The 12,325-nt window shown below is 72.9% G+C and carries 11 protein-coding genes and 1 pseudogene; 7 read left to right on the plus strand and 5 right to left on the minus strand.

Annotation, left to right across the window (positions count from 1 at the left end; genetic code table 11):
• The first annotated feature begins 130 nt into the window (after window positions 1–130).
• A complete protein-coding gene (locus AB0K12_RS42895) occupies window positions 131–1,372 on the plus strand; it encodes a nucleotide disphospho-sugar-binding domain-containing protein (RefSeq protein WP_364574091.1) in 1,242 nt (413 codons plus the stop codon).
• A gap of 20 nt (window positions 1,373–1,392) precedes the next feature.
• On the opposite strand, the gene AB0K12_RS42900 is transcribed toward AB0K12_RS42895, so the two are convergent.
• Together AB0K12_RS42900 and AB0K12_RS42905 are read right to left on the minus strand one after the other, a co-directional pair.
• Window positions 1,393–3,393: a carbamoyltransferase C-terminal domain-containing protein gene (locus tag AB0K12_RS42900; RefSeq protein ID WP_364574093.1), complete on the minus strand. Its 2,001-nt coding sequence runs from the start codon at window positions 3,391–3,393 to the stop codon at window positions 1,393–1,395.
• 14 nt (window positions 3,394–3,407) lie between these two features.
• Window positions 3,408–4,538 (minus strand): cytochrome P450, encoded by a 1,131-nt coding sequence (locus AB0K12_RS42905; RefSeq protein WP_364574095.1) that lies wholly within the window; start codon window positions 4,536–4,538, stop codon window positions 3,408–3,410.
• Between the two features lie 167 nt (window positions 4,539–4,705).
• Between AB0K12_RS42905 and AB0K12_RS42910 the strand changes: the two genes are divergently transcribed.
• Window positions 4,706–5,725 (plus strand): methyltransferase, encoded by a 1,020-nt coding sequence (locus AB0K12_RS42910; protein ID WP_364574097.1) that lies wholly within the window; start codon window positions 4,706–4,708, stop codon window positions 5,723–5,725.
• Here the strand turns inward: AB0K12_RS42910 and AB0K12_RS42915 are convergent.
• Both AB0K12_RS42915 and AB0K12_RS42920 read right to left on the minus strand, forming a co-directional pair.
• Window positions 5,673–7,154 (minus strand): MFS transporter, encoded by a 1,482-nt coding sequence (locus AB0K12_RS42915; RefSeq protein ID WP_364574115.1) that lies wholly within the window; start codon window positions 7,152–7,154, stop codon window positions 5,673–5,675. The two genes, AB0K12_RS42910 and AB0K12_RS42915, sit on opposite strands and share 53 nt — an antisense overlap.
• A gap of 5 nt (window positions 7,155–7,159) precedes the next feature.
• On the minus strand, window positions 7,160–8,182 hold the full coding sequence (locus AB0K12_RS42920; RefSeq protein ID WP_364574099.1) for an LLM class flavin-dependent oxidoreductase: 1,023 nt from the start codon (window positions 8,180–8,182) through the stop codon (window positions 7,160–7,162).
• 216 nt (window positions 8,183–8,398) lie between these two features.
• On the opposite strand from AB0K12_RS42920, the gene AB0K12_RS42925 reads away from it, so the two are divergent.
• The 5 genes from AB0K12_RS42925 (at window position 8,399) to AB0K12_RS42945 (ending at window position 12,203) form a co-directional block, all read left to right on the plus strand.
• Complete coding sequence (locus AB0K12_RS42925; protein WP_364574101.1) at window positions 8,399–8,878, plus strand: hypothetical protein; 480 nt, start codon at window positions 8,399–8,401, stop codon at window positions 8,876–8,878.
• A 69-nt stretch (window positions 8,879–8,947) separates the two neighbouring features.
• Window positions 8,948–9,745, plus strand: coding sequence for an SDR family oxidoreductase (locus AB0K12_RS42930; protein WP_364574103.1), 798 nt, complete (start codon window positions 8,948–8,950; stop codon window positions 9,743–9,745).
• 37 nt (window positions 9,746–9,782) lie between these two features.
• Window positions 9,783–10,970 carry a cytochrome P450 gene (locus AB0K12_RS42935; RefSeq protein ID WP_364574105.1) on the plus strand — a complete coding sequence of 396 codons (1,188 nt, stop codon included), beginning with the start codon at window positions 9,783–9,785 and terminating at the stop codon, window positions 10,968–10,970.
• A 14-nt stretch (window positions 10,971–10,984) separates the two neighbouring features.
• Entirely contained in the window at window positions 10,985–11,194 is a 210-nt protein-coding gene (locus AB0K12_RS42940) for a ferredoxin (RefSeq protein WP_345388421.1), read from the plus strand.
• A gap of 7 nt (window positions 11,195–11,201) precedes the next feature.
• Entirely contained in the window at window positions 11,202–12,203 is a 1,002-nt protein-coding gene (locus AB0K12_RS42945) for an NAD-dependent epimerase/dehydratase family protein (protein WP_364574107.1), read from the plus strand.
• Between the two features lie 32 nt (window positions 12,204–12,235).
• Here the strand turns inward: AB0K12_RS42945 and AB0K12_RS42950 are convergent.
• Window positions 12,236–12,325 (minus strand): annotated as a pseudogene (locus tag AB0K12_RS42950) (STAS domain-containing protein); the annotation flags it as partial.

Raw genomic sequence — 12,325 nt, forward strand, 5'->3', positions numbered from 1 at the left:
CTCGATGCGCGACGGTGCCGCGCTCCAGCGAGTCTCCAGGGCGCGGTGCCATCGTCGGCGCAGGAGCACGCGCCCTCCGACCAGCTCTGACGGCGGGCGCGACCGCGATCAGCCGAGGAGGAGATGCCCCATGCGGGTGCTGTTCACGACCTGGGCCTGGCCCTCGCACCTGTACGCGCTGGTCCCGCTGGCCCGCGCCTGCCGCGCCGCGGGGCACGAGGTGATCGTCGCCGGCGAGCCAGGACTGACCCGCGACGTCCTGCGCGCCGACCTGCCGGCGGCGGTCGTGGGAACGGACGTCGACACGGCCGGGATGGTCCACGAGTTCCTGCTGCCCCTGCCGGGCGACCCGGCGCCGGTGCGCGACGGCAAGGGGCCCAGGGTGCTGCGCATGCTGATGGCGCACGCGGAGACCATGACGCCCGGCCTCGTCGAGCTGATCAGGGACTGGCGGGCCGACCTGGTGGTGTACGACCAGGTGACGCTGGCGGGCCCGGTCGCCGCGGCGGTCACCGGCGTCCCTGCCGTGCGCCAGCTCTACGGCGTGGACCTGCTGCAGCGGGCCCGCGCCGTGCTGCCGGACGCGCTGGCGCCGCTCGCCGACCGGCTCGGCGCGGGGCCGGTGGACCCGTACGGCACGGTCAGCGTGGACCCGGTGCCCACCGGCATGCAGCTGCCCGGCGAGCACCGGGTGCTGCCGATGCGGCACCTGCCCTACAACGGGCCGGAGGCCGCGCCCTGGCGCCCGCCGGCCACGCGCGGCCGGCCCCGGGTGTGCGTGAGCTGGGGGCACACCATCGCGAAGGTGGACCCGTCCAGGTTCGTCGCCGGCCGGATCGCCGCGGCGCTCGCGGAGGCGGGCTTCGACGTGGTGCTCGCGGTCTCCGCCGCGCAGCGCGACCTGCTCGCCGCCCGGCCCGACCTGCGGGCCGGGCAGTGGGACCCGCCGGCCGGGCGCCGGGACCAGCCGCCCGGCCGGCGGGAGGCGGAGGGCTCGCTGCCGGAGAACGTGCGCGTCGTGGTGGACACGCCGCTGCGCGACGCGCTGCGCGACTGCGACGTCTTCGTCGGGCACGGCGGCGCCGGCGGCATACTCGCCGCGCTCGCCCAAGGGCTGCCCATGCTGCTGGTGCCGCAGCTGCCCGACCACGCCGGGCACTCGGGGCGGGCCGCGGCGACCGGCGCGGCGTCCGTGCTCAGCGCGGCGGGGCTGACTCCTGAGGCCGTGCGGGATGAGGTGACCAGGCTGCTGGACGCCCCCGAGCCCGGCCTGGCCGCCGCCGAGCTGTGCGAGGAGATGGCCGCCCGGCCGACGCCCGCCGAGGTGGCGGGCGCGCTGGCCGAGCTGACCCCCTCACTCGCCCGCAGCTGAACGCCGGATCCGCCGGATCGCTACGCGCCGGTGATCTGGCGGACGGCGCCCAGCTCCAGGTTGAGCAGCGCGTCGGGCCCGAACGTGGTGAACCGGTGCTCGGCGCGCCGCATGCTGCGCTCGGCGGCCTGCCGCAGCGACGGGTCGGCGCGCAGCCGGCTGTCCACCGCCTCGTACGCCTCCGCCGCCCCCTCCTCCGTGCGCAGGTCGAACTTCCCGCTCAGGGCGAGGTCCAGGTAGAGCACGTGCAGGTACAGCTCGGGCAGCCCGTACGGGTTCAGCTCGGCGTGCACGGCCTTGGCCCGGCTCTCCGGGATGGCGGTGAACGGCTGCCGCGTCCGCGGGTAGGGCCCGCCCGCCGCGTAACGGTCGAAGTTCTTGAACGCCACCCTGCGCCCGTTGAGATAGGCGACGCTGATCCTCCTGCGCAGGCAGAAGTTGATCGTCTCGCGGATGGTGTCGATGATCGGCTCGCCCTTGTCGTTCAGCGAGGTGTTGCAGAGCATCGGCACGCCGGTGCGCTCGTGGAAGGCGGTCAGCAGCGCGTGCAGCGCCGGGTTCTGCCCGGCGTTGAGCGACTGCACGCGGGCCGAGTAGTCGAGGTGCGCCACCGCCGGGATCTGCGCGCGCCGCTCCTCCCTGATCGTGAAGGTCTCCAGCATGTACGGCGACGGCCTGCTGTCCTCGAACCACTCCGCCAGCCGGTCCTCCAGCACCACCGGCGCGACGGGCCGCCACCACTCGCGCAGCTTGAACGCGTTGAGCGCGTCCTTGGCCGCCCGCGACGTCGGGTCGCCGATCAGGCTGCGGTTGCCCAGCGCCCGCGGCCCGATCTCGGAGCGGCCGTGGAACCAGGCGATGGGCTCGGCCAGGATGTCCCGTACGGCCTGGTCCAGATCGAGGTCGGAGACCTCCGCGACGTGGTCGCCGAACTCCGCGAGAGCCCCGTCGAGGTCGTCGTCCGCCCGCCCCAGGTACGCGCCGGGGAACCGGAAGGTGAACGGCTCGCCGCCGGTCTTCTTGTGGAAGGCGGCCAGGCCGATGCCGACCGCCTGCCCGCCGTCGTCCACGCAGGGCGGGGCGAGGAAGCCGCGGAAGCCGTACTTCTCCATGAGGTGGCTGTTGGTGGGGCAGTTCAGCGCGTAGCCGCCGGCCAGCGCGAGGTGCGTGGTCGCCGGGTCGAGGTCGTAGCGCTCCAGCGCGGTCTCGATGCTGCGCTCCATCACCATGACCGAGATCGCCTGGATCTCCTTCATGGCGGCGCTGACGAAGCTCTCCTCCTCGGTGAAGTCGGGGTCGGTGCTCGCCGTCTCCTTGACCTGGGCGACGATCTCCTCGAACGCGCGCGGCGCGCCCTCCAGCGCGGCCAGGCCGGTGAAGTCGTAGGAGTCGAGGATGTGCTGACGGTCGCACCGCCCGGTGGCCGTGGTCGCGGTGGCGAGCGCCATGAGCGTGCCCTCGCGCATCTTGAACCGGTCCTTGGCGGTGCTGTAGAGCAGGCCGGGCGAGGCGACGGGGAACGTCTCGACGACGCCGCGCCGGCTGACCGCGCCGGTGAACCAGTAGCGCTTGTAACGCCCGTCGAGCAGGCGGTCGGGGCCGCCGTCCACGGCCAGCGTCAGGATGTCGCCGCCGAAGAACGTCTCGCTGTCCAGCAGCATCGCGCTGTAAAGGTGCGCGATGCTGTGGAAGGACAGCTCCGGATACTCCTCGACGAAGTGGTAGTCGTTCGTGGTCGCGAGCCCCGGGGTGCCCCAGATCTCGGTCATGTCGTCGAGCGACACCCCGAACGGGCCGATCAGGCCGTTCACGAACGCACGCAGCTCCTCCATGCTGAGGAACGGCGTCCGATGGTGTTTCAAGCCGCTCATCCGCTCGAACTCCCAGTGGCCGAGGAGCCGGATCAGCGATCCCTCCTTGTGCCACAGCGACACGTTGTTGTCGTGCCGGTACGACACCATCGCCAGCCGGTGCAGCCCGGGGATGGTCACGTAGCTCGAAAGATAGAAGCCGTCTCGCATGTCTCCTCCGGTGGTCACCAGGTGACGGGAACCTCGACGAAGCCGAGTTCGAGTGGGTTGTCGTGATGCCTGAGCTCGGCCACGTCCACCGCGAGCCGCAGGCCGGGGAAGCGCCCGATCAGCTGGGCGAACGCGGTCCGCAGCTCGAGCCTGGCCAGCGCCGCGCCCAGGCAGTAGTGGGGTCCCGCGCTGAAGGCGATCTGGTCCCGGGCGTCCCTGGTGACGTCCAGGCGCAGCGGGTCGGGGAACACGGACGCGTCGAAGTTGGCGGACTCCAGCACCGGCACCACGCCGGAGCCGGCCGGCACGGTGCACCCGCCGATCTCGATGTCGTCGGTGACGTAGCGCAGCATCGACAGCGAGTGGCCGGCCACCTGGAAGCGCAGCAGCTCCTCCACCGCGTCCGGGATGCGCTCGGGCTCGTCGCGCAGCAGGGCGAGCTGGTCGGGGTGCTGCATGAGGAGCACCGCCCCGCTGCCGATCTGCGCCGCGGTCGTCTCGTGCCCGGCCATCAGCAGCACCGTGCACCAGACGTGCAGCTCGTGCGTGCTCAGCCGCCCGTCCTGGTCGTCGTGCACGGAGATCAGCTCGCTGATCAGGTCGTCGCCCGGGTCCGCCCGCTTGACCTCGATCAGCTCGCCGATGTACTGCCACGCCTCGCCCAGCCCGGTACGGAAGCGCTCCTGGTCGGCCACGGGGACGCCGAGCAGGCGGCAGATGACCCGCAGCGTCAGCGGCAGCGCGAACTCGGAGACCAGGTCCACCGGTGGTCTCCGCCACCGGTCGAGCAGCTCCGCCACCACCTCCTCGACGTAGGGGCCCAGTTTCTCGATCCGTGCCGGGGTGAACGCCTTCGTCATCAGGCGGCGCATGCGGGTGTGCTCGGGCGGATCCCGGTCGATCTTCGGGTTCTGGAACATCTTGGTCCTCGCCGCCGCGGTCATGCGCGGCGCGCCGGGCCGCTCCCTGTTACGGCTCAGGCGCCGGTCCGACAGCACCGCCCGCACGTCCGCGTAGCGCGTGACCAGATAGACCGGGTCGCCGCTCGGCATGACCGCCCGTACCACCGGCTCGTCCCGGAGCGTGGCGAGTTCCTCCGGCGGTCGTGCCCCGGGCGGCCAGTCGAACGGGAACTTGAGCGTCATCGGTGCTCTCCTGCTCTGCGTGAGGTCGTCACCCAGAACGATGGGCGCGGCGGCTCAAGGCGTCCGCAAGCGGCGCTGGACTCTCGTCCTGGTCTCGCTCGGTGTTCGAGCGGGCGAGCAGAGCATGAGGCGGCACATCGTCCACCAGGTGGTGAGAGGAAACGGATATGACCAGCACGACAGGACCGTCTCCCGCGGCCAGGGTCCGCCGCCTGTCCAACTCGGTGCAGGACGCCGCGATCGTGCGGGCGGCGGCGGAGCTCGGACTCGCCGACGCGGTCGGCGACGGGCCCACGCCGGTGACCGAGATCGCCGCGCGGGTGTCCGCCGAGCCGGCGACGCTGGCCCGCCTCCTGCGGGCGCTCACCGCGTACGGGATCTTCGAGCAGGTCACCCCGGACGTGTACACGCACACCGAGATGTCACGCGCGATGCGCAGGGACCATCCTGGTGGCCTCATCCACACCCTGCTCACCCCGTCCGACTGGGGCTGGGCGATGTGGGGCAGGCTCGCGGAGTCGGTCAGGGCCGGCCGGTGCCTGTTCCCCGACGTCTTCGGCGCCGACTTCTTCGACTACCTGGGCGAGCACCCCGAGGCGCAGGCGCGGATGTTCCGCGGCATGACGTCGTGGTCGGACCAGATGAACCCGGCGCTGGTGGGCGCGCTGCCGCTGGAGGGCGCCGGCACCGTCGCCGACATGGGCGCGGGCTCCGGGACGCTGCTGCGCGCGATCCTGGAGCACGCTCCGCACGTGTCGGGCGTCTGGTTCGACACCGAGGCCACGCTGGCCGTGGTTGAGGACGAGTTGCTGTCAGGCCCGCTGTCGGAGCGCTGCGCGCTGGTCACCGGCGACTACTTCCACGAGGTGCCCTTCAGCGCCGACCTGTACGTCTTCAAGCTCACCCTGCACATGTACGACGACGAGCCCTCCGAGCGCATCCTGCGCAACGTGGCGGCGTCGGCCAAGCCGGGGGCGCGCATCGTCATCGCCGACCCGCTGCTGCAGGACCCGCCGCAGAGCAAGTTCGTCCCGTCGATGGACCTGCACATGCTGCTGGTCATGGGCGGCAAGGAGCGCACCGAGCAGGACTACGCCGACCTGTTCAAGCGGGCCGGCCTGGAGTTCACCGGCATCACGCCGACGGGGACCGACTTGCATCTGACCGTGGGGCGGGTTCCCGGCTGACCCGCCGCGACCGCGCGTTCAGGTAGGAGCCGAGCGCCGCGAGCAGCACGCTCGCGGCGCACACCAACAGCGTGAACCTGACCGCCGCGCCGAACGCGGTCCCGTAGGAGGTGCTCGCGAGCCCGGCGTCCAGCCTGGCCTGCAGCACCGTGCCCAGCACGGAGATCCCGAACAGCGTCCCCGTCTGGCGGATCGTGTTGAACACCCCGGAGGCGGCCCCCGCCAGGTCGGAGGCGACGTCCCGCATGGCGAGCGAGGTGATCGGGCCGAACGCCGCCGACTGCGACAGCCCGGCGATCGCGAGCGGCGCCACCAGCGCGTACCCGGCCACGCCGGGCCGGCTGAGCAGCCCGACGGCGGCCAGGGCGGCGGCGTAGACGAGCAGGCCGCCCAGCAGCACCCGCTCACCGCCGTACCGCTCGGTCAGGCGGGCCGTGACGGGGAAGCCGAACGTCATGCCCAGCGCCCACGGCGCCAGCGTGAGCCCGGCCTGCGCGGCCGGCATGCCGAGCACCGTCTGCAGGAAGAGCGTCATGGTCAGCGACAGCGTGATCACGCACATCGACACGATCGCCATGGACGCGGTCATCAGCGTGAACGTGCGGTCGGCGAACAACCGGGTCGGCACCAGCGGCTCCCGCGCGCGGTGCTGGTGGACGACGAACCCGGCGAGGAGCAGGAGGCCGAGCCCGATCACCATCGGCACGGTGACCGGCACGTCCGCCACCGACGCGACCGTGCCCCAGCCGTAGTGCCTGCCCTCCAGCAGGCCGAACGTGATCGCGCCGAGCCCCACGCCGGCCAGGGCCGCGCCCGCCGCGTTCAGCCGCCTGGCGGCCTGGCCGGTCACGGCGGGCGGGACGACGAGCAGGGTGAGCACCACGATGAGCACGCCGACCGGCAGGTTCATCGCGAAGATCGAGCGCCAGCCGGCCGTGGAGACCAGCAGGCCGCCGAGCGTCGGCCCCGCCACGCCGGCGAGGCCCGCGGTCACGCCCCACACCGCGCTCGCCCGCCCGCGCCGCTCCGGCGGGAAGACCAGCGTCATCATCGTCAGCGTCTGCGGGATGATCAGCGCGGCGCCGACGCCCTGGAGCAGGCGGGCGCCGATGAGCTGCCACGGCGTCTGGGCGAACCCGCACAAGGTCGAGGCGACGGTGAAGACCGCCATGCCCGCGAGGAACACGGTACGCGGCCCCGCCACGTCGCCCAGCCGGCCGGCGGTGACGGTCAGCACGGCCAGGGCCAGCACGTAACCGCCGACCACCCACAGCACCTCGCTGAGGCTCGCGCCGAGCCCCGCCTGGATCTCGGGGACGGCGATGCTGACCGAGGTGGAGTTGAGGATCGTGATGAAGTAGCCGAGGCAGGTGGTCGTCATGACCGCCCAGGGGTTGCCGCGCAGCGCGGCGAGCCTGCGGGTGCCCATGGCGCTCACGCGGCGAGGCCGGCGCGGTCCAGCGCCGTCGCCGCGGTGCGCAGGATCTCGACGCGCTCGGCGGTCGTGCCGCCGAAGGGCGAGATGAGCAGGGTGGTGATGCCGTGCTCGGCGTACGCGCGCATCCGCTCGGCGACCCGCTCGGGCGGGCCGAGCAGCGAGATGTGCTCCACCAGGCCGGCCGGCACCGCGGCGGCGGCCCCGCGCGGGTCGCCCGCGGCCATGCGCTCGTGCACGACCGCGCTCTCACGGCCGTACCCCAGCCGCTCGAAGAGCGCGAGGTAGATGTTGCGGCTGCGGCCGCCCATGCCGAGGAAGTGCGACAGGTAGCCCCTGATCGGTGTGGCGGCCGTCTCGACGTCGTCGCCCAGCGCCATGGGGACGCCGCAGAGCACCTCGAACCCGGCGAGCTGCTTGCCCGCGCGGGCCCGGCCGGCGCGCAGGGCGTCGATGGTCTTCGGCAGCTCGCCCGGCGGCGAGAACGCGCCCAGCCAGCCGTCGGCGATCTCCCCGGCCAGTTCGAGCCCGCCCGGCGCGACGGCGGCGAGGTAGATCGGCACCCGGGCCGGCTCGCCGTACAGCCGCAGCGGCGCGGCCGTGCAGCCCTCGGGCGGGAGCCGGTAGTGGGCGCCCACGTGGGTGACCGGCTCGCCGGTGAGGGCGCGGCGCACGATGTCCACGTACTCGCGGGTCCTGGCGAGCGGCCGCCGGAACGGTACGCCGTGCCAGCCCTCGGAGATGTCCGGGTTCGACACCCCGAGTCCCAGCCGGAACCGGCCGCCGGACAGGGCGTCGAGCGTGGAGGCGGTCAACGCGGTCATCGCCGGCGTGCGGCCGGGCACCTGGAAGACGCCGGAGGCCAGGCCGATGCGGGTGGTCGCGGTGGCCACGGCCCCGAGAACGGTCGCGCCGTCCGCGCGGAAACCCTCCGGGACGACCGCGAGGTCGAACCCGAGCCGTTCGGCCTCCCGCGCGACCTCCACCGCGTCGAGATAGGAGAGATTGACGCCGAGCTTCATGCCTAGGCCGTCCCTTCTGTGAGGCCGCTCTATGAGGCCGCTCCATGAGGCCGCCGGTGCGGCGGGCCGCGCCTGCGCGCTCAGCGTCACAGGCCCGCCTCGAAGACCGAGCAGGTAACGGCGGAAGTGCGGTCGTGCGATCTCGGCCGAGGGCGGTTGGACCGCCGTTCGAGCACCCTGCCGGATAAAGGAGTGCCACGTCCGAAGGGAGCTCGCATGAGAACGGATCTGAACCGCCGCAGCCTGCTCAGCCGCGGCGGGAGCCTCGCCCCGCTGGTCGGGCTCGGCCTGCTCGCCGGGGCCACCCCCGCCGCCGCCGAGACCGGCGCCCAGGAGAGCAGGCTCCTCCCGCTGCTCGGCACCTGGGCGGTGGAGGTCACCTTCCCCAGTGTGAACCGGCCGCCGGAGGCCGGCCTGTTCGCGTTCGTCGCCGACGGCGTCCTGGTGGCGACCACGACAGGGGCGGGTCACCTCAGCCTGGGCTCGTGGCGGCTGACCTCAGGAGGCTTCCGGTTCTCCTTCCGCCACTTCATGTACGCCGACGACGACGGCACCTGGACCGGCGAGGTGCGCATCGAGCAGACCGGCACCTTCACCACCTCCTCCTGGCAGGCGACCGGCACCGGCACCGCCTTCGACACCGAGGGCAACCAGGTCGCCGTGGTCCAGAGCGCGACCACCGCCACCCGCTACTGACCCACTTCAGCCTGATTCGAGCCGCTGTCGACGTACGACCGCGACGCTGCACATCGGAGAGGAGCCAACATGGAACTCGGACTCGCGGGCAAGGTCGTCCTGGTCACCGGTGGCAGTGGATCCATCGGCGCCGCCATGGCGGAGGCGTTCGCCGCGGAGGGCGCCCGCGTCGCGCTGACCTTCCGCGACAACGCGCAACGCGCCGAAGAGCTGGCCGGCGTCATCGGCGAGCGGGGCGGCCGGGCGATGGTCGTCAAGTACGACCTCGCCGACCCGGCCGCCATCCGCTCGTGCGTGAGCGCCGTTCTCGACGAGTGGGGCCGGCTCGACGTGCTCGTGCTGAGCGCGTCCGCGCAGGACGGCACCCGCACCGCGCCGGTGAACTTCGAGGACGTGCCGCCCGAGGAGTGGTCGCCGCTGCTCCGGGCGGACGTCGAGGGCTCCTTCCACACGGTGCAGGCCGTGCTGCCGGCCATGCGGCGCCAGGCATGGGGCCGCATCATCCTCATCTCGGCCAACATCGTCGCCCGCGGCGCGACAGGGGACGAGGCGTTCGTGTCGAGCAAGATGGCGCTGCACGGCCTGGGCCGCACGCTGGCCACCGAGCTGGCGCCCGACGGGATCCTCGTCAACGTGGTCGCCCCGGGGGCCACGGTGAGCAGGGGCTTCCTGCGCCGCTTCCCCGAGGAGAAGCAGGCGAGGTTCGCCGAGCTGGACGACGTACAGATCAAGCGCATGCTCAACCAGGACCGTCCCGTCGGCAAGGTGTCGACACCCGCGGACGTCGCCAACACCGTGCTGTTCCTGGCGTCCGAGGCCAACGGGAACGTCAGCGGTCAGGTGATCCACGTGGCCGGGGGCCATTGAGCCGCCCGGCCGTTCAGGACACGGAGCAGGAGAGACGATGACCACAGCACCGCCCGCCTTTCCCCAGGCGCGCGTCTGCCCCCACCTTCCACCCCCGGCGTACGCGGAGCTGCGCGGGGGACCGGCGCTGCGCCGGGTGACGACCCACGCCGGGCAGCTCGCGTGGCTGGTGACCCGCTACGACCAGGCCCGTACGCTGCTCAAGGACCCGAGGCTGTCGTCCGACCGCAGGCGTCCAGGCTTCCCCGTCATCTCGGTGCAGGTCCAGCTGCTGACCGAGCGCAAGCGCCAGGCGCTGATCGGGATGGACCCGCCGGAGCACGACGAGCAGCGGCGGATGTTCCTGCCGGACTTCACGCTGAAGAAGGTGCGCGAGCGGCGCGCCGACATCGAGCGCATCGTGCACGAGTCACTCGACGACATGCTGGAGCACGGCCCGCCGGCCGACCTCTACCGGGAGTTCGCCCTGCCCGTGCCCTTCCGGGTGATCTGCCGGCTGCTCGGCGCCCCCTGGGAGGACCGCGACTTCTTCCAGGACGCCATCCGCCGGCTGGTGCGCACGTTCGACACCGCAGAGGGCCGCCAGGCGGGCGCCGAGCTGCTCGGCTACTTCGAGCACCTGGTCACCGAGTACAAGAAGACCCCCGACGGCGCCGGGCTCATCGGGCGGCTGGCCGGCACCGGCAGGATCGGCGACGACGACCTCGCGCTCGCGGCCATGTCGCTGCTCATCGCCGGCCACGAGACCACCGCGGCGATGATCTCGCTGGGCGCGGTCACGCTGATGGAGAACCCCGACCAGCTCGCCGCCATCCGCGCGAACCCCGAGGCGATCACGCCCGCCGTGGAGGAGCTGCTGCGCTTCCAGTCGATCGCCGACAGCGCGAACCTGCGGGTCGCCACCGCCGACATCGAGATCGACGACGTGGTGATCAAGGCGGGGGAGGGCGTGCTGATCCCCGGCTCGCTCGCCAACAGGGACGCCGGCGTCTTCACCGACCCCGACGTCTTCGACCCGAGCCGCGACGCGGGCGGGCACATCGCCTTCGGCTACGGCAGGCACCAGTGCCTCGGCCAGAACCTCGCCAGGCTGGAGCTGCAGATCGCGCTGACCGCGCTGTGGCAGCGCATCCCCACCCTGCGCATGACGGTGCCCGCCGAGGAGCTGGCCCCCCGCCCGCCCGGCGCGATCCAGGGCATCGACGCGCTGCCGGTGACGTGGTGAGAGGGGGGAGCGGCATGAGCGTCGTGGGTGACCAGCGGGTGTGCGTCGGCGCGGGCATGTGCGCGCTGACCGCGCCGGGCGTCTTCGACCAGGACGAGAACGGCCTGGTGGTGGTGCTCACGGAGACGCCCTCGGGACAGGCCATGGATCAGGCGCTGCGGGCGGAGCGGCTGTGCCCGTCGGGAGCGGTGCGGGTCGGCACGCTCTCTCGTCCAACGGAATGAGGATCGGATGCGCATTCTCCTGCTTGGCGGTACGGAGTTCGTCGGCCGCGCCGTGGCCGAGGCGGCGCTGGCCAGAGGCTGGGAGGTGACGGTGTTCCACCGGGGGCGGCACGCGCCGCCGCCCGGCGTGCGGGCGCTGGAGGGCGACCGCAACCTGCCCGACGGCATGCGGGCACTCGCGGACGGCGAGTGGGACGCGGCGGTGGACACATGGTCGGGCCCTCCCCGGGTGGTCCGCGACACGTTGCGGCTGCTGGACGGCCGGATCGGCCACTACACCTACGTCTCCAGCCGCGGCATCTACGACTTCCCCGTGCCCGCGCCGCTCACCGAGGAGCGGCCGGTGGTGGCCGGCTCGCCGGACGGCGAGGAGATCGGCTACCGGGACGCGAAGGCGGGCGGGGAGGTGGCCGCGGAGCGGGCGCTCGGCGAGCGCGCCCTGCGGGTGCGGCCCGGCCTGATCTTCGGGCCTCGCGAGAACTCGGGGCGGGTGCCGTGGTGGCTGCGGCGCGCCGCCCGGGGCGGGGTCCAGCTCGCGCCGGGGCCACGTACCTCGTCGCTGCAGTACATCGACGCCCGCGACCTGGCCGCCTTCGTCCTGGACGCGGCGGGCCGCGGCCTGCACGGCGCCTACAACCTCGTGTGCCCGCCGGACCACGCCACGATGGAGGCGTTCGTCACCGCCTGCGTCGAGGTCACCGGCGCCGGCGTCGAGCTGCGCTGGGTCGACCCCGAGCCGATCCTGGCGGCGGGGATCCGGCCGTGGGTCGATCTGCCGGGCTGGCTGCCGCCCGGCGACATGTACGAGCTGCTGCACAGGACCGACGTGTCCAAGGCGGTGGCGGCCGGGCTGCGCTGCCGTCCTGTCGAGGAGACCGTGGCCGACACCTGGGCCTGGTTGCGCGACGTGGGCGGCGACGTGCCGGAGAGCTCCCAGAGCGCTTATCGCGCGGACCACGTCCCGGCCGACCTGGACCCGGACCTGGAGGCGAAACTCCTGGCCGGCTGAGCCAGGGACAGGAGCGTCCGGCTCGGCGCGGGCTCTTTCATCCGCTTGAGCGCCGAGAGCAGGACGTTCATCCCCGTGGAGTCGCAGAAATCCACGGCGGACATGTCGATGACCACCCGGCT

The organism is Nonomuraea sp. NPDC049419 (assembly GCF_040676995.1).
Taxonomy (GTDB): Bacteria; Actinomycetota; Actinomycetes; order Streptosporangiales; family Streptosporangiaceae; genus Nonomuraea; species Nonomuraea salmonea.

Bases quoted from the DNA above. Each gene is read 5' to 3' on its own strand.
- AB0K12_RS42910 (WP_364574097.1), top strand. From the start codon at position 4,706: ATGACCAGCACGACAGGACCGTCTCCCGCGGCCAGGGTCCGCCGCCTG.
- AB0K12_RS42905 (WP_364574095.1), bottom strand. From the start codon at position 4,538: ATGACGCTCAAGTTCCCGTTCGACTGGCCGCCCGGGGCACGACCGCCG.
- AB0K12_RS42930 (WP_364574103.1), top strand. From the start codon at position 8,948: ATGGAACTCGGACTCGCGGGCAAGGTCGTCCTGGTCACCGGTGGCAGT.
- AB0K12_RS42895 (WP_364574091.1), top strand. From the start codon at position 131: ATGCGGGTGCTGTTCACGACCTGGGCCTGGCCCTCGCACCTGTACGCG.
- AB0K12_RS42940 (WP_345388421.1), top strand. From the start codon at position 10,985: ATGAGCGTCGTGGGTGACCAGCGGGTGTGCGTCGGCGCGGGCATGTGC.
- AB0K12_RS42900 (WP_364574093.1), bottom strand. From the start codon at position 3,393: ATGCGAGACGGCTTCTATCTTTCGAGCTACGTGACCATCCCCGGGCTG.
- AB0K12_RS42915 (WP_364574115.1), bottom strand. From the start codon at position 7,154: ATGGGCACCCGCAGGCTCGCCGCGCTGCGCGGCAACCCCTGGGCGGTC.
- AB0K12_RS42925 (WP_364574101.1), top strand. From the start codon at position 8,399: ATGAGAACGGATCTGAACCGCCGCAGCCTGCTCAGCCGCGGCGGGAGC.
- AB0K12_RS42935 (WP_364574105.1), top strand. From the start codon at position 9,783: ATGACCACAGCACCGCCCGCCTTTCCCCAGGCGCGCGTCTGCCCCCAC.
- AB0K12_RS42920 (WP_364574099.1), bottom strand. From the start codon at position 8,182: ATGAAGCTCGGCGTCAATCTCTCCTATCTCGACGCGGTGGAGGTCGCG.
- AB0K12_RS42945 (WP_364574107.1), top strand. From the start codon at position 11,202: ATGCGCATTCTCCTGCTTGGCGGTACGGAGTTCGTCGGCCGCGCCGTG.